This window comes from Spongiactinospora sp. 9N601, assembly GCF_044326295.1.
Lineage (GTDB): Bacteria > Actinomycetota > Actinomycetes > Streptosporangiales > Streptosporangiaceae > Spongiactinospora > Spongiactinospora gelatinilytica.
On the sequence record NZ_JBIRBB010000012.1, the window covers coordinates 160,179 to 182,632 of the forward strand.

The following is a 22,454-nucleotide window of genomic DNA, read 5'->3' on the forward strand; positions in this document are numbered from 1 at the left end:
TGGGAAGAACGGAGATCTATGTCCGGACCCGGACACGTCCCGCGACGATCGCGGCGAACGCCCCGAGCACCGCCATCACCAAGGAGATGGTGACGAACCCGGTCGCGATGTCGTCGTGCCCGACGAAGTTGATCAGCGCGCCACCGAAACCGATCGCCAGGGACGCCCCCAGCGTGTCCGTCACCTGTAGGGACGCGGAGTTGGCGCCCTGCTCCGCATCGCTGGACTGGGCCATCGTGGTGACGTTGACGCTGCTGATGCCCATCCCCATGCCGAGCCCGGCGACGACCCAGGCGGGCACCGCGATCCATCCGGGCACGGCCGGGACCACCGCGAGCGCGGTGAGCAGAATCCCGGCGGTGACGGCCACCGCGCCGAACATGATCAGCCGCTCGCGCCGGACGACACCGCGGCTTTGCAGGTACGCCCCCGCCGACCAGCCCAGCGCGCCGGTGGTGAGCGCCACCCCCGCCGCGGCGTCGGAGAAATCGCGCACCTCCTGGAGCATCAGCGGAATGAAGGAGTTCACGCAGAAGAACGGGCCGGACAGCAGACCGCGCATGACCACCGTGGTGGGCAGCCCGCGGCGCAGCCGCAGCGACCCGGGGGGCAGCAGTCTGGGCAGGCTCAGCCCGAGCAGCAGGAGCCCGGCCGCGCACGCCGCCAGGCCGATGGGCGGCTGGCGGTGCAGGACGCCCACGCCGTAGAGCAGTACGCCCGCTCCCACGGCGGCGCCGGCCGCGGCGAGGGTCATGGCCACGGGCCCGGGCCGCCGTACGGCGTCCCCGGCGTCCCCGGCGGCGGCCTTGGGCTCGTCGTCCTTGGCGCGCAGGGCCGGGAGCAGCATCAGCAGCGCGGGGATCACCAGGGGCACGATCCCGTAGAACACCCAGCGCCAGCCGACGGTCCCGGCCACCAGGCCGCCGACGCTCGGCCCGATCAGGGCGGGCACCACCCACGCGCTGGACAGCGCCGCGAAGATCTTCGGCCGGGCGTCCGGACGGTAGACGCGCGCGATCATCACGTAGCTCGCGACGATCACCGCTCCTCCGCCGAAGCCCTGCACCGCGCGCGCCGCGATGAACATGCCCTTGTTCGCCGCCGCGCCCGCGATGATCATGCCGGCCACGAAGACCGCCACGCCGAGCAGGAACGGCAGCGCGTGCCCGCGCCGGTCCGACCACTGCCCCGCCATCACGGTCACGAACAGACCGGCCATCAAGAACGCCGAAAAGCTCCACCCGTACAGGTCGATGGCCTGGAGATCCTTGGAGATCGCGGGCATCGCGGCCCCGATCGACATGCCCTCGAACGCGATCAGAGTGATCACGAGCAGGATGCCGGAGGTCGCCGTACGGTACTGGGGGCTGAAGATTCCTGGGGTGGAGTATGGAGCGTCTACTGTGGTCGGTACTGTCACCTGCTCAGCGTAGAACTCCGCCCAACCATGCGGTAAGCCGCCCATGCAGTGCGAATCCGGACAGCCTGCCCCTGAGTGAACTCCGACATGCACCGATCGTGGGCATAGTCCATGAAGTTGTGGAACGGGTCCTTGCCGGACAGCGGGCAGGTGTCCTTGGTGTCCGGGCAGCCCTCGGTGGCGTACGCCTCCGGCGGGGTGTCGGCCACGCCGTCGCCGGGCTCGGCACAGCCGTTCTCGAAGGTGTGCAGCAGGCCGAGCCAGTGGCCGATCTCGTGGACCGCGGTGAAGCCGCGGTTGAAGGTCCGCATCGTGCCGCCCGGCATGCTGCGCCAGTCGATCACCACGCCGTCCAGCACCGGGTTGGTGCGGTACCAGTAGGGATAGGTGCCATAGCCGAGGACGACCTCGTTCAACTCGGCGATGTAGAGGTTCAGGGCGGACGGACCGCCCCGGCGCAGGGCCTGCTTCATCTCCTGCTCGTGGCCGAGCGGATCGCGAAACCAGGCGGGATTGGCGGTCGAGGTCATCCCGGCGAGCTTGAACCTCACGCGGGTGTCCGCGCCGCCGAACCGGCCGCCGTACGCTGCGTTCAGCGCGTCGATCTGGTCGCGTACCGACTCCCTGCTGATCCGCCGCCCGCCGTCGATGACGTGCACCCACAGCGGCACGTTGATCGCTCCGGTGGGGACGACCCGCAGCCGCCGGGCCCGCGCGTCGAGGTCGGCGACCATCCGCCGGGCCTCCTGCGGCGAAAGCTCACGCACCCCGGCCCGGGCGCCCGGCCCCGGGACGCGCGCCGCGTACGGCGGACAGTCGTCGCCATGGGCATGGACCTCGCCCGGCCCCCTCTCCGCGTGGCCGGCCACACCCGATCCTGACGTGCCGAACGCGAACAGGCATACCGCTACAGCGGCGATCGAACGCCGGGCCATGCGCTCCCCCGAGTCTCACCCGTGCCGGACCTGGCACGTGCCGGTCAGATCCGCCGCACCGCGGCGCTATCCAGACCGTAACGGCACGACCGCGCACAGTAGGCGAGCAACACTCCCGAGGGGCCCGAGTCATCGGCGAAATCCGCGCGGACGCCCCCGCGTCCGCCCCCGGGCCCGGGGCATGGCGCACGACGGGCCGGGACCGCGGCGCTGCGCGATCCCGGCGTCGTCACTCGGACTTTTCCGGCTCGCCCTTGGGCAGGCCCTCGTATATCTCCTTGCACTCCGGGCAGACCGGATACTTCTTCGGGTCTCGGCTGGGCACCCACACCTTGCCGCAGAGGGCACGGATCGGGGTCCCGGTCACCATGCTCTCGGTGATCTTGTTCCGGTCGGCGTAGTGGGCGAATCGCTCGTGGTCTCCGTCGTGGGAGAGCTCCTGGCGGACATCGCCCTCGGGAAGGATCTTCGTGCTCACCTCAATGAGTCTATGCGCACGAGGGGCCCCGTACTCAGCCGACGTGCACGGAAGGCCCATCGATCTTACGCCCCGCCCGGACGAAGACGACAAGCAGGGCGGCCACCACGGCCACCGCGGCGCTGACCGTGTAACCGAGGTGCATGCCGTCCAGGAAGGACAGGTGCGACGCGGTGGTGATCGCCTGCACCGCCTGGTCGGGCAGGCCCGGCGGCACCGGCGCCTGGCCGTACGCCACGGCGTCCTTCATCAGGTCCACCTGACCGGCGGTCGGGGCGGGCAGCCCCTGGGCGGTGAAGTGGCCGGGAAGCACGTCGGCGACCTTGGCCACGACGATCGCGCCGAGCACCGCCGTACCGAGCGAGCCGCCGACCTGCATCGCCGACTGTTGCAGGCCGCCGGCCACCCCGCTCAGCTCCACCGGTGCGTTGCCCACGATGATCTCGGTCGCGCCGACCATCACCGGGGACAGCCCGAACGCGAGCAGCGCGAACGGGATCGCCGTGTCCGCGAACGCGGCGTCGATGCCGAGGCGGGAGAGCAGGAACATGGAGACCGCGGTGATCAGCATGCCGCCCGCGATCGGGATCTTCGGCCCCAGCCGGCCGATCAGGAACCCGGCCAGCGGCGACGCGACGATCATGCCCGCGCTCATCGGCAGCATCCGCAGCCCCGCGTCCAGCGGCGTCAGCCCGTGGACGCCCTGGAAGAAGAACGTGAGGAAGAACATCGCCCCGAACATGGAGAACGCGGTGAGGATCATCAGCACCGTGCCGATGGACACCGAGGCGTTCCTGAACAGGCTGAGCGGCAGCAGCGGCTCGCGCGCCTTGGTCTGCCACCAGGCGAACAGCGCGCCGAGGACGAGGGTCGCGGCGCCGAACGCGATGGTCTTGGCATCGCCCCAGCCGTACTCCGGCGCCTTGATGATCGCCCACACCAGCGAGAACATCGCGCCGGACAGCAGGAGCACCCCCAGCCAGTCGATGCGCGACAGCGCCCCGGCCCGGCTCTCCTTGATCACGACCAGCCCGACCACCAGCGCCACCAGGCCGACCGGGACGTTGATGAAGAAGACCGACTGCCAGTTGACCTTCTCGACCAGGACGCCGCCGACGATCGGGCCCGCCGCGCTGGAGACGCCGATCGCGGCGCCCCAGATCCCGATCGCCATGTTCAGCCGCTCACCGGGGAAGGCGACCCGCAGCAGGGCCAGCGCGGCAGGTTGGAGCAGCGCGCCGAACAGGCCCTGCAGGACGCGGAAGGCGATCAGCCAGCCGATGCCCTGGGACAGGCCGATGGCGAGCGAGGTCAGCGCGAAGCCCGCGATGCCGACCATGAACACCCGCTTGTGCCCGAACAGGTCGCCGAGCTTTCCCGCGGTGATCAGGAAGACCGCGAGGGCGAGCAGGTAGCCGCTGGTCACCCACTGGATCTCGGCGAGCGACGCGCCCAGCTCGGTGGCGATCACCGGGTTGGCGATGGCGACGACGGTGCCGTCGAGCATGACCATGATCACGCCGAGCGACACCGCGATCAACGTGAGCCACGGGTGCCCCTGCGCCCGTCTTCCGGTCGGCGAGCCGGACAGCGGGCCGTCCACTGTCTTCGCATGCGCCATCACGAAACGTCCCCCTTAACTCGGCAGGGCACCCCATGCCCTGCCACCCCTTAACCTGAAAGATTTTTCACCATGGTGACAGTCACTGACAATCGACAAAGCCCAGCAAGTGTCACATAGTGATGGATGGCACACTGTGTCATGAAGGTGGCGAAGGGATGACGACCATGGGTCAGATCGGCCTGCGCGAGCGGAAGAAGCTCAAGACCCGCCACGCCCTCATCGACGCGGGACTCGACCTCTTCCTCGCGCAGGGGTACGAGCACACGACGATCGAGCAGATCGCCGCGGCGGTCGAGGTCTCCCCCAGGACCTTCTTCCGCTACTTCGCCGGGAAGGACGACCTCGCCCTTTACCACATGGCCGATCTGGAGATCGCCGTGACCGAGGAGCTGGAGTCGCGCCCGGCCGGGGAGTCACCGGGGACCGCGCTGATCAACACCTTCCGTGCGGTCACCCGCAACCTCACCGCCTCGGGCCAGGCGGACAAGGAACGCTACATGAAGACCCGCAGGCTGCTCGACGCCACCCCCGCACTGCTGAGCACGGCGGTCGGCCGGGCTGCGGGGCTGGAGAGCCGGCTGGCCGGCCTGGTCGCCCGCAGGCAGGGCGCCGAGGGGCCGCCCGATCGGCGGGCCTGTCTGGTCGTGGCCTTCGTCACGGCCGCCGCCCGGGTCGGCTTCGAGTGCCCGGGCGCGCACAAGGACCTGGCCGCGCACGAGGACCTGGCCGCGCTCGTGGCGCGGGTGGACGAGACCCTGACGCTCGCCGAACGGTCCTTCCGCCCGGGCTGGGACACGCTCGACGGCATCTAGGGAGCCGGAGGGTCAGTTGAGGGTCGGGTCGTCCGGGCAGGTCGCCACGAAGGCCAGTTCCCCGGGCTGGCGGCGCAGTACGGCCCGCCAGAGCGATTCGGGGTCGGAGAAGAAGGTGTCGCCCTGCTCGGCGTCCACGACGTACCAGGCGCCCTCGGCGATCTCCGACTCCAACTGCCCCGGAGTCCATCCGGCGTAGCCGGCGAAGATCCGCATCTGCGCGATCTCCCCGGCCAGGATCTCCGGGGGCGCGTCCAGATCGACCGTGCCCAGCCTGGACACCGCCGGAATGCCCGCCTGCAACCGGCGCCACCCCAGCGGCTCCTCCCCGCTCGGCACCGCAGCCAGCGCCAGCGCGCTGTCGGTCTGCACGGGCCCGCCCTGGAACAGCACGGACGGCCCGCTCACCAGCGCGTCCCAGGTGGGCAGCACCTGAGTGACCGAGATGTCACTTGGCCTGTTGAGGACCACCCCGAGAGTGCCGCCGTCCTGATCATGCTCCAGGACCAGCACCACACTACGCCGGAAGTTGGGGTCGTCGAGCCGTGGCGTCGCCACGAGCAGCCCGCCGACGTAGATCGCCTCCGCCATACACACCATCATGGAGGGTGAAGCACAAATCTCGCGCCTCACCCCGATACATTCGAGGAAGTTACTCCTCGGAGCCAGGCGGGCACTCCAGGGAATATCGATCACTCGCACCATCCGGGGGAGCCCACGATGTCATCACTCCCTGCCCGCACCCGCACGACATCGGGGGGCCGGCTGCGGGCCCTGGGAGTGGCGGTGGGGGTGGCCGGCGTCCTGGGGGCGGGCCAGGCGGCCAAGGCGCAGGCACAGGTGCAGGTCGTCACCGGTCACCATGTGACGGTGTCACAGGCGGATGCCACACCATGTGCCCCGTGCCGATACGGCGCGCCACCACGACACCCGAGAACCGCGCTCACCGCGGGGCCCGCCGGGCAACGGCGCGCGGCGGGTAGGGGTCATGCCGTACCGCACAGGCCCCCACCAGCACCTCACGACACAGCGCCGGCCCTGGCACCCGCCCCACCGCACAACGACCCGGCCGAGACGAAAACCCCGAGCGGCACGGTCACGCGGCCGATCCCGGCAGCCACCCCACCGCACAACGACCCAGCAGAGGCGAAGGCACCGAGCGGCCCGGGCAAGCCCGCCACAGCCGCGCAGCCGATCCCGGCAACCGCCCCACCGCACAACGACCCGGCCGACGCGAAAACCCCGAGCGGCCCGGGCAAGCCCGCCACAGCCGCGCAGCCGATCCCGGCAACCGCCCCACCGCACAACGACCCGGCCGACGCGAAAACCCCGAGCGGCCCGGGCAAGCCCGGCGCAGCCGGGCGGCCGACCCCGGCGGCCGGCCCACCGCACAACGACCCGGCCGGGGCGAAAACTCCGAGCGGCCCGGGCAAGTCTGGCGCGGCCGGGCGGCCGGCCCTGGCAGCCGCGTCGCTCATCAATGGCACACGCCCCGGCCCGGCCGAGACGAAGGCTCCGGAGGGGGCCGGGGAGGGTGGCGTGGCTGTGGCCGGGCAGTTGGTGCTGGCGGTCGCCCTGCTGGTCATGGGCGGGCTGCTGTGGTGGCTCGGGGCCATCTGGCCAGGCCGCTACCCCGACCCGTCACGCTGACCCCGGCGGCCCCCTCACTCGGACTCCAAGGCGGCCGGGCCCCTATGCCTCGGTGCTGCCGCGCGGGCGCCCTCCGGCGGACTCGCGGACCGCGGCGGCCACCGCCGTCGCGACGTCGGCGTGGAAGACGCTGGGGACGATGTAGTTGGGGCCGAGCTCCTCGTCGGTGACCACGTCCGCCAGGGCGCGAGCCGCGGCGAGCAGCATCTCCTGGGTGACGCCGCCTGCCTGGGCGTCCAGGAGGCCGCGGAAGACGCCCGGGAAGGCCAGCACGTTGTTGATCTGGTTGGGGTAGTCGGACCGCCCGGTCGCCACCACCGCCGCGGTCTCGCGGGCGTCGTCCGGGGAGACCTCCGGCTCGGGGTTGGCCAGCGCGAAGACGACCGCGCCATCGGCCATGGTGGCCACGTCGTCGCCGGTGAGGATGCCCGGGGCCGAGACGCCGATGAAGACGTCGGCGTCCTTCACCGCCCCCCGCAGGTCGCCCGAGTAGCCCTCGGCGTTGGTGTGGTCGGCGATCCAGCGCAGCGAGTCGTCGAGGTCGTCGCGGCCGTGGTGGATCGCGCCGAGGTAGTCGCACACGACCACGTTGCGCGCCCCGGCCGCGAGCAGCAGGCGCAGCACCGCCGTACCGGCCGCGCCCGCGCCCGCCATCGTGATGCGCACCTGCCCGAGGTCCTTCTCCACCACCCGAAGCGCGTTGGTCAGGGCGGCGAGCACGCAGATGGCCGTGCCGTGCTGGTCGTCGTGGAAGACCGGGATGTCGAGCAGCTCGCGCAGCCGGCGTTCGATCTCGAAGCAGCGCGGAGCCGAGATGTCCTCGAGGTTGATGCCGCCGAAGCCGGGCGCGATGAGCTGCACCGCGCGCACGATCTCGTCGGTGTCCTGGGTGTCGAGGCAGATCGGCCAGGCGTCGATCCCGGCGAACCGCTTGAACAGCGCCGACTTGCCCTCCATGACCGGCAGCGCGGCGGCCGGGCCGATGTTGCCCAGCCCGAGGACGGCCGAACCGTCGGTGACCACGGCGACCGTGTTGCGTTTGATGGTCAGGCGGCGGGCGTCTTCGGGGTTGCGGGCGATCGCCATCGACACCCGCGCGACGCCGGGCGTGTAGGCCATGGACAGCTCGTCACGGTTGCGCAGCGGGACTTTCGAGACCATCTCGATCTTGCCGCCGAGGTGCATCAGGAAGGTGCGGTCGCTGACCTTGTGGATGGCCACGCCCTCCACCGCGTCGAGCTGGTCGACGATGGCCTGGGCGTGGTCGGTGTCGCGGGCCGCGCAGGTGACGTCGATCCGCAGCTTCTCGTGCCCGGCGGTGGTCACGTCGAGGGCGGTGACCACACCTCCGGCCGACTCGACGGCATGGGTGAGCTGGCTGACGGCCTTGCCGCCTGCGGGCACCTCCAGCCGGACGGTGATGGAGTAAGAAACACTGGGCACGGTGGCCACGTCATCCGCTCCTTTGTAGTGGCCTGGTTTGAGGATTCCATGGTGCCACCTTCACTGAGCGTCGCGCCTCCGGTTCACCCGTGAGCGGACCCGGCCGGGGGCGGGGCCGTGAGGGTCAGCCGATCGCCTCGGCGGCCGAGGCGATCAGCTCCACGCAGGCCGGCACGGGGATGCTGGTGCTGTCCACGACCAGGTGATACAGGGTCGACCGGCCGGGATCGGTGCGGTAGAAGTGCCGGACGTACGCCGCGCGGGCGCGGTCGTTGTCCTCGACGATCTTGCGGGCCTCGCGCTCGCCGAGGTCGAAGAAGGCCGCCGTCTGGCGGATCCGGCGTTCCAGCGGGGCGTCCAGACGTACGTGGAGCGCTCCCGGGTGGTCGGCGAGCACGATGGCGCCGGCCCGGCCCAGGATCACCCCGCCGCGCGCCTGCGCGGTCGTCCTGATCACCTTCTCGGTGTGCGCGACGAACTCCTCCGGCGGGGTCGGCATCGCGCCCGGCAGGTAGGTGTCCACGCCGCCGAAGGTCACCGTCGGCAGCCGCATCGCGCCGGACAGCAGCCTGCCGATGCCGTGCTCGGCGCGGTCGTCGTGGACCAGCGCCTCCTCCAGCGTGCAGCCCAGCTCCTCGGCGACCGTGCCGGGGATGGCGCGGTCCACGAACGGCACGCCGAGCATCTCGGCCACGGCGGGACCGATCACGTTGCCCGCGGTGCCGTACGTCGCGGAGATGGTCACGACCCGCACACCGGATACTTACCCGTTCCAGGTCACAGTTATAGGGTGTAACCGGGAAACTTTCCAGGTAGCCGGTCATCCGCCGGGTGGCGCGTTACCCATCATGCGATCAGTGGGCGCACCTCTTCGGCCACGAAGCGCACGAAGCCCTCGATGTCGGGTTCGTCCGCGGTGGGCTGGAGGATCACGGTGTCGGCCCCGGCGTCGGCGATCCGCCGTACGGCCTCGGCGACCGCCTGCGCGTCGCCCGCCACCCCGGCCTCGCTCTTGCCGGCGTCGCCAGAAGACTCCAGCTCGGCCTCGATCCGCGCGGCGGCACCGGGCCCGGTCGCGGCGTTGAAGTAGGCCACGACCTCGTGCGGGTCGGTACGGCCGGCCTCCGCCCTGCCCTCCTCGACCAGCTCGCGGGCCCGGCGTACCTCGCCGGGCGTGCGGCCGGAGGTGAGGATCGTGCCGTCCGCGGCCCGACCGGCCAGGCGCAGCGTGCGCGGGCCGGTAGCGCCGACGTAGATTGCGGCCCCCGCCTGGGGCGGCCAGTCCAGGGCGACGCCGTCCAGCCGTACGTAGCGGCCCTGTGTGGTGACCCGTTCGCCGCGCAGCAGCGCCCGCATCGCCGACAGGTGCTCGGTGAGCAGCGTCATGGGCGACTCCGCCCGCGCGCCGACCTGCGCCATCCAGTGCTGTACGCCGTGGCCGACCGCCAGCTTCGCCCGGCCGGGGAACAGGCGGTGCAGCGTCGCGGCCTCCATCGAGGTCAGCGCGGCGTTCCGGAACGGCACCGGCAGCAGCCCCACGCCGACCCGCAGCCGCTGCGTCCAGGCCAGCGCCGCGGCCATGGCCGCGATCCCGCTCTCCAGGAAGCAGTCCTCCCACAGCCACAGCTCCTCCAGCCCGGCCGCGTCGGCCGCGCGCGCCACGTCGCGGAGCCGTTCGGGGGGAAGCTGGGGACGGAACACGACACCGAGCGCAGTCATGGGGTCATTCCTATCGCGCCCGGCGCGGCACGGACAAACTCCGCGACGCGTCCCGCTGTGCCAGGGTACGGCCCGCCGTACCGGTGACCGGGGTGCGCGCCACGATGTGCTCGGCGGCCGACGGGAGAAGACTCGGCGAAGTAGTCACCGGCGATCCCCCGGAAGGTGCCCCCGATGCGCACGATGCTCGCTACCCCCTCCCCGGAGGCGGCCCCCGCCCTCCCCCGCACCATCGCGACCGCCGCCGCGCTGTGGCTGGCGGCGGTCGGCGCGGGCGTCCTGGAGTCCGCCATCACCATCGCCGGCCTGCTCGCCGGCGGCTCGGCCACGCTCGCGGACCTGGCCCCCCAGATCGGCCTGAGGCTGGCCGTCTACACCGCGGCCGCCTTCGTGGCGATGCGGCTGTATCGCGGTAAGCCCTGGGCCCGGATCGCGCTGGCCGTGGGCCTCGGCGGGTTCGGCACCGTCTCGCTGGTCATCGAGCCGATCAACTGGCTGCTTTCCGGAGGGTCGGTCGCCGAGGCGGTCGCGGACGCGACCGTGCCGTCGATCGTCCTGGCGTCCATCAGGTTCCTGCACCTGATGGCGGTGCTGACGGCCCTGCCGCTGATGTTCACCCCGACCGCGAACGCCTACTTCCGCACCCGCCACGGCTGAGCCGGACCGGCGGCCGGACCGAGCGCGGGCCCGGCCGGCCCCACGACGTCAGAACAGGGCGCTGGCGAGCGCCCGGCGGGCCTTGGAAAGAGCCGGGTCGCCGTTGGGCAGGGCCTCGAACAGCCCCAGCAGGTGACGCCGGACCTTGTCGCGCTCGTCGCCCGAGGTCTGCCGGATCGTGCGGATGAGCCGGTCGAAGGCGGCCTCCACCGAACCGGACAGCATCTCCAGGTCGGCCGCCTGGCACTGGGCCTCGATGTCCTTGGGGTCGGTGGCGCGCCGCTGCACGTCGGCCGGATCGAGGCCCTCCGAGCGCTGGATCAGGGTGACCCCGGCCAGGCCCATCGTGGCGTCCTCGTTGCTCGGCGAGTGGGCCAGCAGCCGCTGGTAGGCGGCCTTGGCCGCGTCGAGGTCGCCCTTCTCGATGGCCTCCTCGGCGGCGATCAGCTCGGGGGCGGCCTGCGGACCGCGGCCCGGCTGCTCCTGGCCCTCCTCCGGCGGCTGCTCCCCGGCCTGGGCCAGGTGCGGGGCGAGGGCCTCCATGAGCTGGTCGAGCCACTGGCGCACCTGCGGCTCGGGCAGCGCCCCCTGGAAGCCGGTGACCGCCTGCCCCTGGAAGATCGCGAGCACCGTGGGGATGCTCTGGACCCGCAGGGCCTGGCTGATCTGGGGATTGGCGTCGACGTCGACCTTGGCCAGCACCCACTTGCCGGCCGCCTCGGCGGCCAGCTTCTCCAGGATGGGGCTGAGCTGCTTGCACGGCTGGCACCAGGTCGCCCAAAGGTCGAGGATGACCGGAACGCGCATGGAGCGCTCGATCACTTCGGCGGAGAAGGTCTCGTCGGTGATGTCGAGGACGGTGGCGGCGCCGGCCGCCCCCGGCGCGCCGCCGCCCGCGTTGTCCTGCGCCGCGGCCTGGCGGCGGGCCTGCGCTTCCAATGCCTGCTTGCGCGCACCGAGGTCCACGGCGCCGTACAGCGATCCGGGTCGATTGAAGTCCGCTGGGCTCATACATCCAATCCTGCCCCATGCCCGCGCATGCCCGTACGAGGCGGGGCGGGGCCGGTCAGATGTCGATCAGATCTCGAACAGCTCCAGCAGGTCATCGCCTCTGCGGGTCCGCGTGACCCACACCTCGCGCCCCTTGCGCTCGCGTTCGATGAGCCCCGCGGAGGCCAGCCGTTCGCAGTGGTAGGTGATGGCGCTGGGCACCGTGCCGGCCTGCTCGGCGAGCCTGCTCATGGTCGTCGGCGTGTGCAGTACGGCCAGCAGCCCGGCCCGCATCTCGCCGAGCACCGCGGAGAGCTCGTCCGCCGACCGGTCGCCGCCGGCCTGCCGCCACACCGTGTCGACGCCGGGCAGCGGATAGCCGATCCACACCAGTTCGGGGTGCTCGTAGTTGACGACGATCGAGTCGCGGCCCGCCAGGGTCGGCACCAGGACCAGCCGACGGCCGCCCAGCTCGTACCTGCCGGGTTCGAGGTCGCTGACCCGCAGGGTGCCATCGCTGTAGACGATCCGCTCGCTGAGCGAGCCGAGCAGGACGTCGTGCGCGCCCCGCACGACCGCCGCGCCGACCCGTTCCACCTCGCGTTCGATGGCGGGCCTGGCGCGCCGCCACAGCGGCTCGACGGCCGACCACACCTCGTCCACGGCCGTCGCGTACCCCTGCAGCCAGCGCCGCGGCTGGTCGGCCGCGCGCCGCCAGTGTCTGGGCACCGGCTCCGTGCCGAAGGTCCGCCCGAGGTCCTCTTGCAGGTCGTCGGGCTTGGCGTCGCGCAGCCAGGCGACATGCCGCGCGACGGGCACCTCCCCGAGCGGAGTGAGCGGCACGATGCTGTCCGGGGCGACCGAGTGGCCGGGCGCGCCGATCGGCAGCGCCGCCTCCCAGCCTTCCGGGCTGACCGCCTCCTGTACGTGCTTGCGCCAGCGGTCCGGCAATCCCCTCCGGCGGCCGGCGATGGCATCGGCCAGAATGGCCAGTGCCGTGACCTGTGGTGATACGGCTACCGTCACATGGGGCGTGGAGTCGATGCGCAGTTCGCTCCACACCCCGTTCTGTGTTCGCGTCTGTGTTCGCGGCACACTTCCCCCGGTGTTCTTACCGCCCTGAATCCCCTTTGATGACGTTAACGGCCCACCGTATTACCTCTCCAACATTTCTTGAAGCCTGGAAGTACCTAGAACCTTGCAGGTTCGGTGTAGGTGCCCCATTCCGTCCGGAGTGCGTCGCAGATCTCGCCGAGGGTGGCCTCCGCGCGGGCCGCGTCGAGCATCGGGGGGATCATGTTGCCGCTGCCGCGGGCCGCGGCCACCAGCCCGGCCATGGCGGCGTCGACCGCGGCCTGGTCGCGTCCGGTGCGGCGCTCGGCGAGCACGCGGTTCTGTTCCCGCTCCACCTCGTGGCTGACCCGCAGGATCGGCAGCGGCTCCTCCACCGAGGCGGTGTGGCAGTTGACGCCGACGATCTTCTTCTCGCCCTTCTCCAGCTTGCGCTGGTAGTCGAAGGCGGACTCGGCGATCTCCGACATGAACCAGCCGTCCTCGATGCCGCGCAGGATGCCGGAGGTCATCGTGCCGTCGGTGCCCATCTCGCGGATCCGCTTGAAGATCGCCTCCGCCTCGGCCTCCATCCGGTCGGTCAGCGCCTCGATGTACCAGGACCCGCCGAGAGGATCGGCCACGTTGGCGACCTCGGTCTCCTCCATGATCACCTGCTGGGTGCGCAGCGCGATCTCGGCGGCCTTCTCCGAGGGCAGCGCGAGCACCTCGTCCAAGGCGTTGGTGTGCAGCGAGTTGGTGCCGCCGAGCACGGCGGCCAGGGCCTCGATGGCGGTGCGGACGATGTTGTTGTCGGGCTGCTGCGCGGTCAGCGACACCCCGGCGGTCTGGGTGTGGAAGCGCAGCCATTGGGCCTTCTCGGTGCGCGCGCCGTAGGTGTCGCGCATCCAGCGCGCCCAGATCCGCCGCGCGGCCCGGAACTTGGCGATCTCCTCGAAGAAGTCGATGTGCGCGTCGAAGAAGAATGACAGCCCGGGACCGAACACGTCCACGTCGAGCCCGCGCGACAGCCCCAGCTCCACGTACCCGAACCCGTCGGCCAGCGTGAAGGCCAGCTCCTGGGCGGCGGTCGCGCCCGCCTCGCGGATGTGGTAGCCCGACACCGAGAGCGGCTTGTACGCCGGGATCTCCGCGACACAGAACTCCATCAGGTCGCCGATGAGCCGCAGGTGCGGCTCGGGCGCGAACAGCCACTCCTTCTGCGCGATGTACTCCTTGAAGATGTCGGTCTGGAGCGTGCCGTTGAGCCGCCCGATGGGCACGCCCTGGCGCTCGGCCGCGACGAGGTACATGCAGAAGATCGGCACGGCGGGCCCGCTGATCGTCATCGACGTGGTCACGTCGCCCAGCGGGATGCCGTCGAACAGGACGTCCATGTCCATCGCGGAGTCGACCGCGACGCCGCAGTGCCCGACCTCGCCGAGCGATCTCGCGTCGTCGGAGTCGCGGCCCATCAGGGTCGGCATGTCGAAGGCCACCGACAGCCCGCCGCCGCCCGCGCCGAGGATCATCTTGTAGCGCTCGTTGGTCTGCCGCGCGTTGCCGAACCCGGCGAACTGCCGGATCGTCCATGGCTTGCCCCGATAACCGGTGGGGTGCAGCCCGCGCGTGTAGGGGTACTCTCCCGGCCAGCCGATCCGCTCCATGCGCGGGTCGGCGGTGCCCTCGGGCGGCCCGTAGACGGGCTCGACCTCCAGGCCGGAAAGGGTGCGGAACTCCGCGTCACGCTTGCGCGCCTGGTCGAAACGCTCCTGCCAGCGCCTGCGGCCTTCGGCTGTCTGTTCTGCGTCCATACTGCTGCCTCCATGTTCCGGTACGGCAGTGCGCCTCGCCGAGCGGTCGCTCGGCGATCGACGGGTAAATACTAGGACGTCCTACTATTTTAGCCCAGGGCGGGGAAGTCTCCCGCGGCGACCCGGAGTGTGCGCAAAGCGGCGAACATCTCCTGCAACTCGGCCTCGTCGTACATGGACAGGCCGAAGTCGGCGGCCATCAGGTCGGCGGTGGCCGCGCGTACGACCTCACGTCCGGACGGCGTGATCTCGGCCAGCACGCCCCGGCCGTCCCTGGGGTTGCGCAGCCGGCGGACCAGGCCGGCCGTTTCGAGCCGGGTGACGGTGTTGGTGACGCTCGTCGGATGGACCATCAGCCGCTCGCCGAGCTTGGACAGTGGCAGCGAGCCGGTTTTGCTGAAGGTCAGAAGTACGAGTGCTTCGTACCGGGCGAAGGTCAAGTCATACGGTTTGAGCAGCGCGTCCAGTTGCGACAGCAGGATCTGGTGCGCTCTCATGATCGATGTGACGGCTGCCATCGCCGTGGACGGCCCGAACCGGACACGCCAGGTGGCCGCCGCGCGCTCGATCGGGTCGAACGGCAGGTTGAGAGGCTGACCGGTAGGCACAGCGCATACCGTAGCGCGGCCTCGTCCCATTTCGCCCGCTTACGATGAGTAATCGAATCCACGGAATACCCAAAGGAGCTGTCCACCAAACGTCACGCTCCGTTATGGTTCTCGCATCGGATGGTGAGACGGAAGCCAAAATGGCCAAGCGGCCGGGGCGGGCACAGCCCCACCGGCCGGGCCCGGCCCGGCGAGGGGACGCCGGCCGGCGCGCCACCGGCAGGTCGAGCGGTGGCGCGGGGGGCATCGGGGCTGGGGGGCCGGCTCGCACAGTGCACGGGGGGTGCTTGATGCATGGCAGCTCGACGTCGCCTTCGCGGCGTGAACGCAGGCGCGGCGCAGGCGGGCGGCGCGCCGCCCGCACCGACGACGCCGAAGGAGGCGAAGGCGACACCGGCGACGGACCAACCGCCCACAACGCCGGACCACACCACAAACGCCGACACGCAGACACACGGCCACGACACGAATCAGGTACGCCGGACCACGGGCGCGGAGACAGACGGCCCGTCACCGGAATACGCCTCGGGCGCGGGTGCGCGGGGACGGGGGCGGCGGGCGGTGGGTGTGGGGACAGACGGGCGCGTGCGTAAGCGGCGGCGCAGGCGGGGGTTCTCGCGGGCGGAGCTGACGCAGAGCGCCGCGATCACCGTGGCCCTGCTGCTGGTACTGGGCCTGCTCGCCGCGTGGAGCGTCCTGGTCCCCGGCGTGGACGCCTGGGAGAACATCGTGGTGGCCATCATCGGGTCGCTGCGGCTGACCGGCCCGGTCGCCGCCGCCTTCGCCGGCTGGGTCGCCATGCGCAAGCGCCGGGCGACCGCCAAACGCCCGCTGACTCCGTGGCGGGCGATGAAGGCCCCGCTCGCCATCATGGCCGTGGTGGCGGTGTCCTTCACGGTCACCGCGCTGCTGTTCGCGGTCAGGAGCGTGCTCACCGAGCAGGCCGGGCGGCTGCCGCCGAGCGCGCTCGCCATGGGCATGGCCGGGCTCGGGCTGTACGTCGCGATCGGCTGGGTCACCGGCTGGGCCCTGCCCTGGACGATCACGCCCGCGCTGGCGGCGCTCGGCTGCTACGGGCTGTTCACCTGGCTGATGGAGGGATCGACCTGGGCCGAGCGCCTGGCGCCCGCCACGCGCGAGCCGTACGACGTCTTCCAGGGCCTCAGCGGGGCCGCGTTCGCGGACCAGACGCTGTGGCTGATCGGCGCGAGCACCGCGCTGATGCTCGGCTGGGCGGCCACGGTCACCCGCCAGGGCGCGCTGCTCGGCGCGGCACTGGTCGCGGTGCTGGCGGCCGGGGCGGGGCTGGTCAGGCTGGCCGGCGGCCCGCCGGCGGGCGGCGCGTCACCGCCGGTCGCCTACAGTTGCCAGGAGTGGCCGATCACGATCTGCGTCCATCCCGGGATGCGCAACGGCCTCACCGACCTGGGCGCGACCTTCACCAAGATCGCATCCCGGCTGAGCGGCACGCCCGCCGAGTTCACCAGGGTCGAGCAGCGCCCGCGGCGCGCCGAGGGCGACCCAACGCCCGGCGTGGTCCCGGTCCACGTCGATGACCTGGAGTCGGGGTTCGCCGACAAGGCGGCGGAGGAGTTCCTGGAGACCCTGGCCGGAGACTGTGCCGACCGGCGGCCCGGCGGCTACCGCGAGATCGTGATGTCCTGGCTGCGCGGCGAACCACTGCCGGGCGGGCCGCTGCCCGAGCACCAGTACGCCGCGGCGTGGTTCTCCGGGCTCACCGAGGCCCAGCGCCGGGAGTGGCTGCGCATGTTCTACGCCGACTTCACCGCGTGCGCGCTGCGCGCCGAGCACTTCGGCGGGGGGCCGCAGCGGTTGCGGGCCGACGGCGGGCACGACGGCGGCGCCCGGCCCAAGCCCGCCTTCCCGGCCCCCGCACAGTCGCCGCGCGCCTACCTGGAGCGCCCGTCACCGGGGCCCGCCGGGCCGCCCCGGCCGTCGGGGGCGCCCACCCCACCGCCCGTCGCCGAGGCGAGAGGCGACCACGACCACGACCACGACGAGCGCCGTGATCGCGATGAACACGAGGAGCATGAGGCGCGTCATGATCGGGGCGATCGGGCCAGGCACGGCGAACGCCTCGCGGTGCCCCTGACGGACGAGGACCGAGCGGAGATCGCGGACCCCGCCGATCACCACGAGCTTCGCCAGGACCTGCAAGATCATTACCATGTCGGGCATGACGGTCCGGCCAGGGGAAACCCTCCTGAATGGCGTCCGCCGGCGGTCCGGGTACGGCCCGACGGGGCGGACGTCCGGTGATAAGCCCGCTCCCGGGGGAAGGACAAGCACGTGACTCGCCCCGCACCTCCCCCCGGCGCGCCGCCGCAGTCGCCGGACGCGCCACCGCGTCCCGCCCGCCGCCCCTGGCGGTTCCTGGTCGCCCTGCTCGTGACCGTCGCCCTGCTCGTGGTGGGCGCCCGGCTGGCCTGGGCCTGGCTCGATCCCTTCGGTGAGCGCGGGATCGACCGCAGCGGCCCGGCCATCCTCACCTCGATCCAGGACCTCAGCAGGTTCCAGGCCGCGACCGGCAACTTCCAGGTGGTGGTGGACCTTCAGAGGGACGCCGCGTTCCTGCCCGACGCGATCAAGGGCAGCCGCACGCTGTTCGTCGGAGCGGGCTCGGTCGACGCCTACGTCGACTTCGCCGCGATGCCGGGCGGCGCGCTGACCGTCTCCCCCGACCGCGCGGCGGTGACCGTACGCCTGCCGCGCGCCGCCCTGGCCAAGCCCAACCTGGACAACCGGCGTTCCTACGTCTACCACCAGCAACGCGGCATCCTGGACCGGGTGCAGGAGTTCCTGTCGTCCTCGCCGGGCGACCAGCGGGAGCTCTACGTGCTGGCGGAGCGGAAGATCGACGAGGCCGCCCGCGCGAGCGACCTCGCCCGCCGCGCCGAACAGAACACCCGGCTCATGCTGGAGGGCATGCTCAAGTCGCTCGGCTTCCAGCGCGTCACGGTCAAGTACGCCGACCAGCCGTGACCCCGCCGCGGCACGCGCTCACAGCGCCGCCACCAGCCGGTCGGCGGCGCTGTAGGGGTCGGTGTCCCCCGCGACCACCTGGGCGGCCAGCGACTCCAGGCGGTCGCCGCCGCGCACCCCGGTGAACCCGGCCCGCAGCGCGGTCAGCGCGATCGCCTCGATCTCGTCGCCCGCCCTGGCCAGGCGGCGGCGTTCCAGCTCGCCGGAGGCGGCCATGTGGTCGTGGTGCTTGGTCAGCGCGGCCACGACGTCCTCGCCGCCCTGGCCGCGCGCCGCCACCGTGGTCACGATGGGCGTCTTCCACGGCCGCTCGACCATGGCGATCATGTTGCGCAGCTCACGGACCGTCGCCTGGGCGCCCTCCCGGTCGGCCTTGTTCACCACGAAGACGTCGGCGACCTCCAGGATGCCCGCCTTGGCCGCCTGGACGCCGTCGCCCATCCCCGGGGCGAGCAGCACGATCGTGCTGTCGGCCAGCGAGGCGATGTCCACCTCGGCCTGACCGACCCCGACGGTCTCGATCAGGATCACGTCGCAGCCCGCCGCGTCCAGCACGCGCAGCGCCTGCGGGGTGGCCCAGGCCAGGCCGCCGAGGTGGCCCCGGCTGGCCATCGAGCGGATGAACACCTCGGGGTCGGTGGCGTGGTCCTGCATCCGCACCCGGTCGCCGAGCAGCGCGCCGCCGGTGAAGGGGCTGGAGGGGTCCACCGCGAGCACCCCGACCCGCTTGCCCAGCTCGCGGTAGGCCGCGACGAGCATCGCCGTCGTGGTGGACTTGCCGACCCCGGGCGAGCCGGTCAGGCCGATGACGTGCGCGGGCTCGGGCCTGCGGGCCGCGCACAGCTCGGCGGTGATCTGCCGGACCTCGGGGGCGGCGTTCTCGATGAGGGAGATCAGCCGGGCCACGGCGCGCGGCCCGGCGGAGCGGGCCTGCCGTACCAGGGCGGGGACGTCCACGGCGGCCCGCGGACGCGGCCCCGTCTCGGAGACCGCCATGCGGGCCGTCACGCCCGGGGCACGCGCAGCAGCAGCGCGTCGCCCTGGCCGCCGCCGCCGCACAGGCCGGCCGCGCCGAGGCCGCCGCCGCGGCGGCGCAGCTCGTACGCGAGGGTCAGCGCGATCCGCGCGCCGGAGGCGCCGATCGGGTGGCCCAGCGCGATGCCGCCGCCGTTGACGTTGACGCGGTCCATCGGCACGCCGAGGTCCTTGACGGACTGGAGCACGACGGCGGCGAACGCCTCGTTGATCTCCAGCAGGTCGAGGTCGGCGGCGCTCAGCCCGGCCTTGCCGAGCGCGTGCTTGATGGCGTTGGCGGGCTGCGACTGAAGCGAGTTGTCCGGGCCGGCGACGTTGCCGTGCGCGCCGATCTCGGCGAGCCAGGTCAGGCCCTCGCGCTCGGCGCGCTCGCGGGACATCACCACGACCGCGCAGGCCCCGTCGGAGATCTGCGAGGCGGAACCGGCGGTGATCGTGCCGTCCGGGCTGAACGCGGGCTTGAGCCTGGCCAGCGCCTCGATGGTGGTGTCGGCGCGCACGCCCTCGTCGGTGGTGACCAGCACCGGCTCGCCCCGCCGCTGCGGGACCGGCACCGGGACGATCTCCTCGTCGAAGACGCCGTTCTTGATCGCGGTGGCGGCCAGTTGGTGGGAACGGACGGAGAAGGCGTCCTGGTCCTCGCGGGTGAGCGACAGGCGGCGGTTGTGCCGGTCGGTGGACTCGCCCATCGGGATGTGGTCGTAGGCGTCGGTGAGGCCGTCGAGGGCCATCGAGTCGACCACCTCCGCGCCGCCGTACTTGACGCCCTTGCGCAGGCCCGGCAGCAGGTGCGGGGCGTTGGTCATGGACTCCATGCCGCCGGCCACCACGACCTCGAACTCGCCCGCCCTGATGAGCTGGTCGGCCAGAGCGATCGCGTCCAGACCGGAAAGGCATACCTTGTTGACGGTCAGCGACGGCACGGTCATGGGGATGCCCGCCTTGACGGCGGCCTGGCGGGAGGAGATCTGCCCCGCGCCCGCCTGGAGCACGTGGCCCATGATCACGTACTGCACCGCCTCGGGAGCGACCCCGGCGCGGTCGAGTGCGGCCTTGATCGCGATGGCGCCGAGATCGACGGCGGGCAATACGGACAGGGCTCCGAGGAGGCGACCGATGGGGGTGCGCGCTCCAGCGACGATGACAGAACCCGACATCTCAGACCTCCTGGGCACGATCAGCGAGCGGTTCTGTCACCATACCCACGATGGCCCGGACGCTCGCCATGGAGGTGGCCTATGTTCCTGCGCATCGATCACGTCGGGATCGCCTGTCACGACCTCGAAGCGAAAATCGCCTTTTTCGAGTCCACGTTCGGCATGACCGTGGTGAGCCGTGAGGTGAATGAGGAGCAAGGGGTACGCGAGGCGATGCTGCACGTCGCCGACGGCCCGAACGGCTCGTCATATGTTCAGCTTCTCGAACCGCTGAGCCCCGACACGCCGGTGGGCAAGTTCCTCGCCAAACGCGGCGAGGGCGTCCATCATGTGGCTTTCGGCGTGCCCGACGTCGCCGAGGCGATGACGGAACTCGGCGGAAAGGGAATCCGGCTGCTCGACGAGCGACCGAGGCACGGCTCGATGGGATCCTCGATCGCCTTCCTGCATCCCAAGGACGTGGGCGGGGTGCTGACCGAGCTCGTTCAGGCGCCGGATGCACGGCCTTGACCCGCTCTTCTAACGCAAGAAACGCTCATTCGTAACAAGTCGCGCATAACGCCTGAGGGGGCGGCCAACTCGGCAGTGGCAGAGTACGCTGGCGTATCACCGGACGTGGATTCCTCCGCCGACGCGCCAGCGCGGTCGCGTCGGCACGGGCTCCCGCCTCGGAAAGCCCCGACTCATCCCGTCCGGCCCGTGTAGCCGTCTCGACAACCCAGGATCGAGCCTCCATGCAGTCCGACATCGACGCCCAGCTCAACAATTTCTTCGAGGACGCCCCCGCGCGGGAGTTCGACGTGGTGCTCCGGGGCTATGACCGGCACCAGGTCCACGACCATCTCAAGACGCTCGACACCGAGTTGCGCCAGGCGAGGGAGCAGGCCGGCGCCCTCCAGCGCGAGCTGTCCGACTCCAAGCGGCAGCTCCAGGAGCAGGAACGGCCGACCTACTCCGGGTTGGGGGCCCGGATCGAGCAACTGCTCCGCCTGGCGGAGGAGCAGGCCACGGAGCTGGTGCAGGCGGCCAGGTCCGAGGCCAACGAGATCAAGGCTGCGGCCAAGGTGGAGGCCGCGGAGCTGCGCGCCGCCGCCGAGAACGAAGCCGCCGACAAGCGGGCGGTCGCCACCCGAGAGGCCGAAGAGACCCGTACCACCGCCGAGCGCGAGGCCGAGGAGATCCGCTCGACCGCGCGACGCGAGGCCGACGAACTCACCTCGACCACCGAGCGCGAGGTCTCCAAGCTGCGCGCCACCGCCGACCACGAGGTGGCGGAGAAGCGCGCCGACGCCGAGCGCGAGATCGCCAAGCTGCGCACCACCACCGAGCGCGAGGTCGCCCAGTTGCGCGCCTCCACCAAGCGCGAGCGCGACGAGGTGCTCACCACCGCCAAGCGCCAGGCCGACGAGATGCGCGCCCAGGCGCAGCGGGTGCTGGAGGAGTCCGAGGCCAAGCGCGCCCAGGACGAGGCCGAGTTCGAGATCCAGCTCGCCGCCCGCAGGGAGGAGGCCGAGCGCCAGGAGGCCGAGCGGCACGCCACCGCGCAGGCCGCCACCCAGAAGCTGGTCGCCGAGGCCGAGCAGCGGGCGGCCACCGCCGAGCAGCGGGCCGCCAAGGCCACCCAGCAGGCCGACCAGACCCGCCGCGACGCCGACACCCACGCCAAGCAGCTCCTGGCCAACGCCAAGAAGAACGCCGAGCAGGTCGTCGCCGACGCCAAGTCCAGCGCCGAGTCGATCGTGCACGAGGCCAAGACCGAGGCCAAGCGGTCCCTGTCGGCGGCCCAGCAGCAGGTGGACGAGCTGACCAGGCAGCGCGACAGCATCACCAGCCACCTCGCGCAGCTTCGCCAGTTGCTCGGCGGCGCGGCGCTGCCCGGCATGGAGCCGGCTCCCGAGCCCGCCATCGCGGCGGCTCCGGCCAAGCCGGCCCTGGCGCCCTCCAGCGCCGCCGAGAAGCCCGCCATACCGGCGCAGTCCCCCGCTCCGGCTCCGGCGGCGAGCAAGGACTCCGGCGACGAGTCGGAGTGGTGGCAGGAGTAGGCACCGCCCCGGCGCAC

20 protein-coding genes are annotated in these 22,454 nt (G+C 71.8%); 6 read left to right on the top strand and 14 right to left on the bottom strand.

Annotated elements, in window-relative coordinates; all coding sequences use genetic code 11:
- Positions 1 to 16: 16 nt before the first annotated feature.
- The 4 genes from ACH34R_RS27910 to ACH34R_RS27925 all read right to left on the bottom strand — a co-directional run bounded on the left by ACH34R_RS27910 (position 17) and on the right by ACH34R_RS27925 (position 4,454).
- On the bottom strand, positions 17 to 1,420 hold the full coding sequence (locus tag ACH34R_RS27910) for an MFS transporter (RefSeq protein WP_397564500.1): 1,404 nt from the start codon (positions 1,418 to 1,420) through the stop codon (positions 17 to 19).
- A complete protein-coding gene (locus ACH34R_RS27915; RefSeq protein ID WP_199536787.1) occupies positions 1,417 to 2,289 on the bottom strand; it encodes a zinc metalloprotease in 873 nt (290 codons plus the stop codon). The genes ACH34R_RS27910 and ACH34R_RS27915 overlap by 4 nt, the downstream gene beginning before the upstream one ends.
- A 295-nt stretch (positions 2,290 to 2,584) precedes the next feature.
- The gene (locus ACH34R_RS27920; protein WP_225878742.1) at positions 2,585 to 2,833 is read right to left on the bottom strand and encodes a DUF3039 domain-containing protein; all 249 of its coding nucleotides are present in this window, start codon (positions 2,831 to 2,833) and stop codon (positions 2,585 to 2,587) included.
- 34 nt (positions 2,834 to 2,867) lie between these two features.
- Positions 2,868 to 4,454 (bottom strand): DHA2 family efflux MFS transporter permease subunit, encoded by a 1,587-nt coding sequence (locus ACH34R_RS27925; RefSeq protein WP_397564501.1) that lies wholly within the window; start codon positions 4,452 to 4,454, stop codon positions 2,868 to 2,870.
- Positions 4,455 to 4,612: 158 nt separating this feature from the next.
- Here ACH34R_RS27925 and ACH34R_RS27930 point away from each other — a divergent pair, with 158 nt between their 5' ends.
- Positions 4,613 to 5,269 carry a TetR family transcriptional regulator gene (locus ACH34R_RS27930; protein ID WP_397564502.1) on the top strand — a complete coding sequence of 219 codons (657 nt, stop codon included), beginning with the start codon at positions 4,613 to 4,615 and terminating at the stop codon, positions 5,267 to 5,269.
- 12 nt (positions 5,270 to 5,281) lie between these two features.
- Here ACH34R_RS27930 and ACH34R_RS27935 read toward each other — a convergent pair whose 3' ends face one another.
- From ACH34R_RS27935 to ACH34R_RS27950, 4 genes are all read right to left on the bottom strand, one after another.
- A complete protein-coding gene (locus ACH34R_RS27935) occupies positions 5,282 to 5,860 on the bottom strand; it encodes a YqgE/AlgH family protein (RefSeq protein WP_397564503.1) in 579 nt (192 codons plus the stop codon).
- 1,101 nt (positions 5,861 to 6,961) lie between these two features.
- Positions 6,962 to 8,371 carry an NAD-dependent malic enzyme gene (locus ACH34R_RS27940; protein ID WP_397564504.1) on the bottom strand — a complete coding sequence of 470 codons (1,410 nt, stop codon included), beginning with the start codon at positions 8,369 to 8,371 and terminating at the stop codon, positions 6,962 to 6,964.
- A 115-nt stretch (positions 8,372 to 8,486) separates the two neighbouring features.
- The gene (locus ACH34R_RS27945; protein ID WP_397564505.1) at positions 8,487 to 9,116 is read right to left on the bottom strand and encodes an AAA family ATPase; all 630 of its coding nucleotides are present in this window, start codon (positions 9,114 to 9,116) and stop codon (positions 8,487 to 8,489) included.
- A gap of 92 nt (positions 9,117 to 9,208) precedes the next feature.
- Positions 9,209 to 10,081: an LLM class flavin-dependent oxidoreductase gene (locus ACH34R_RS27950; protein WP_397564506.1), complete on the bottom strand. Its 873-nt coding sequence runs from the start codon at positions 10,079 to 10,081 to the stop codon at positions 9,209 to 9,211.
- Positions 10,082 to 10,255: 174 nt separating this feature from the next.
- Here ACH34R_RS27950 and ACH34R_RS27955 point away from each other — a divergent pair, with 174 nt between their 5' ends.
- Positions 10,256 to 10,738: a hypothetical protein gene (locus ACH34R_RS27955; protein WP_397564507.1), complete on the top strand. Its 483-nt coding sequence runs from the start codon at positions 10,256 to 10,258 to the stop codon at positions 10,736 to 10,738.
- A gap of 48 nt (positions 10,739 to 10,786) precedes the next feature.
- Here ACH34R_RS27955 and ACH34R_RS27960 read toward each other — a convergent pair whose 3' ends face one another.
- The 4 genes from ACH34R_RS27960 to ACH34R_RS27975 all read right to left on the bottom strand — a co-directional run bounded on the left by ACH34R_RS27960 (position 10,787) and on the right by ACH34R_RS27975 (position 15,200).
- Positions 10,787 to 11,749: a tetratricopeptide repeat protein gene (locus ACH34R_RS27960; protein ID WP_397564508.1), complete on the bottom strand. Its 963-nt coding sequence runs from the start codon at positions 11,747 to 11,749 to the stop codon at positions 10,787 to 10,789.
- A 66-nt stretch (positions 11,750 to 11,815) separates the two neighbouring features.
- Positions 11,816 to 12,823, bottom strand: a complete 1,008-nt coding sequence (locus ACH34R_RS27965; RefSeq protein WP_397564509.1) for a hypothetical protein — start codon at positions 12,821 to 12,823, stop codon at positions 11,816 to 11,818.
- 95 nt (positions 12,824 to 12,918) lie between these two features.
- The gene (locus ACH34R_RS27970) at positions 12,919 to 14,592 is read right to left on the bottom strand and encodes a methylmalonyl-CoA mutase (protein WP_397564510.1); all 1,674 of its coding nucleotides are present in this window, start codon (positions 14,590 to 14,592) and stop codon (positions 12,919 to 12,921) included.
- A gap of 89 nt (positions 14,593 to 14,681) precedes the next feature.
- The gene (locus ACH34R_RS27975) at positions 14,682 to 15,200 is read right to left on the bottom strand and encodes a MarR family winged helix-turn-helix transcriptional regulator (RefSeq protein ID WP_397564511.1); all 519 of its coding nucleotides are present in this window, start codon (positions 15,198 to 15,200) and stop codon (positions 14,682 to 14,684) included.
- Positions 15,201 to 15,785: 585 nt separating this feature from the next.
- On the opposite strand from ACH34R_RS27975, the gene ACH34R_RS27980 reads away from it, so the two are divergent.
- Entirely contained in the window at positions 15,786 to 17,480 is a 1,695-nt protein-coding gene (locus ACH34R_RS27980; protein WP_397564512.1) for a hypothetical protein, read from the top strand.
- 30 nt (positions 17,481 to 17,510) lie between these two features.
- Positions 17,511 to 18,203, top strand: a complete 693-nt coding sequence (locus tag ACH34R_RS27985) for a DUF4230 domain-containing protein (protein WP_397564513.1) — start codon at positions 17,511 to 17,513, stop codon at positions 18,201 to 18,203.
- Between the two features lie 18 nt (positions 18,204 to 18,221).
- On the opposite strand, the gene meaB is transcribed toward ACH34R_RS27985, so the two are convergent.
- Entirely contained in the window at positions 18,222 to 19,160 is a 939-nt protein-coding gene (meaB, locus tag ACH34R_RS27990; RefSeq protein WP_397564617.1) for a methylmalonyl Co-A mutase-associated GTPase MeaB, read from the bottom strand.
- Positions 19,161 to 19,207: 47 nt separating this feature from the next.
- Positions 19,208 to 20,395 carry an acetyl-CoA C-acetyltransferase gene (locus tag ACH34R_RS27995; RefSeq protein ID WP_397564514.1) on the bottom strand — a complete coding sequence of 396 codons (1,188 nt, stop codon included), beginning with the start codon at positions 20,393 to 20,395 and terminating at the stop codon, positions 19,208 to 19,210.
- Between the two features lie 81 nt (positions 20,396 to 20,476).
- On the opposite strand from ACH34R_RS27995, the gene mce reads away from it, so the two are divergent.
- On the top strand, positions 20,477 to 20,905 hold the full coding sequence (gene mce / locus ACH34R_RS28000) for a methylmalonyl-CoA epimerase (RefSeq protein ID WP_397564515.1): 429 nt from the start codon (positions 20,477 to 20,479) through the stop codon (positions 20,903 to 20,905).
- A 224-nt stretch (positions 20,906 to 21,129) separates the two neighbouring features.
- Entirely contained in the window at positions 21,130 to 22,437 is a 1,308-nt protein-coding gene (locus ACH34R_RS28005) for a DivIVA domain-containing protein (protein ID WP_397564516.1), read from the top strand.
- Positions 22,438 to 22,454 lie beyond the last annotated feature (17 nt).

Coding starts and splice junctions, on each gene's coding strand:
- ACH34R_RS27925 (WP_397564501.1), bottom strand. CDS start 4,454: ATGGCGCATGCGAAGACAGTGGACGGCCCGCTGTCCGGCTCGCCGACC.
- ACH34R_RS27970 (WP_397564510.1), bottom strand. CDS start 14,592: ATGGACGCAGAACAGACAGCCGAAGGCCGCAGGCGCTGGCAGGAGCGT.
- ACH34R_RS27930 (WP_397564502.1), top strand. CDS start 4,613: ATGACGACCATGGGTCAGATCGGCCTGCGCGAGCGGAAGAAGCTCAAG.
- ACH34R_RS28005 (WP_397564516.1), top strand. CDS start 21,130: ATGCAGTCCGACATCGACGCCCAGCTCAACAATTTCTTCGAGGACGCC.
- ACH34R_RS27995 (WP_397564514.1), bottom strand. CDS start 20,395: ATGTCGGGTTCTGTCATCGTCGCTGGAGCGCGCACCCCCATCGGTCGC.
- ACH34R_RS27950 (WP_397564506.1), bottom strand. CDS start 10,081: ATGACTGCGCTCGGTGTCGTGTTCCGTCCCCAGCTTCCCCCCGAACGG.
- ACH34R_RS27935 (WP_397564503.1), bottom strand. CDS start 5,860: ATGGCGGAGGCGATCTACGTCGGCGGGCTGCTCGTGGCGACGCCACGG.
- ACH34R_RS27960 (WP_397564508.1), bottom strand. CDS start 11,749: ATGAGCCCAGCGGACTTCAATCGACCCGGATCGCTGTACGGCGCCGTG.
- mce (WP_397564515.1), top strand. CDS start 20,477: ATGTTCCTGCGCATCGATCACGTCGGGATCGCCTGTCACGACCTCGAA.
- ACH34R_RS27955 (WP_397564507.1), top strand. CDS start 10,256: ATGCGCACGATGCTCGCTACCCCCTCCCCGGAGGCGGCCCCCGCCCTC.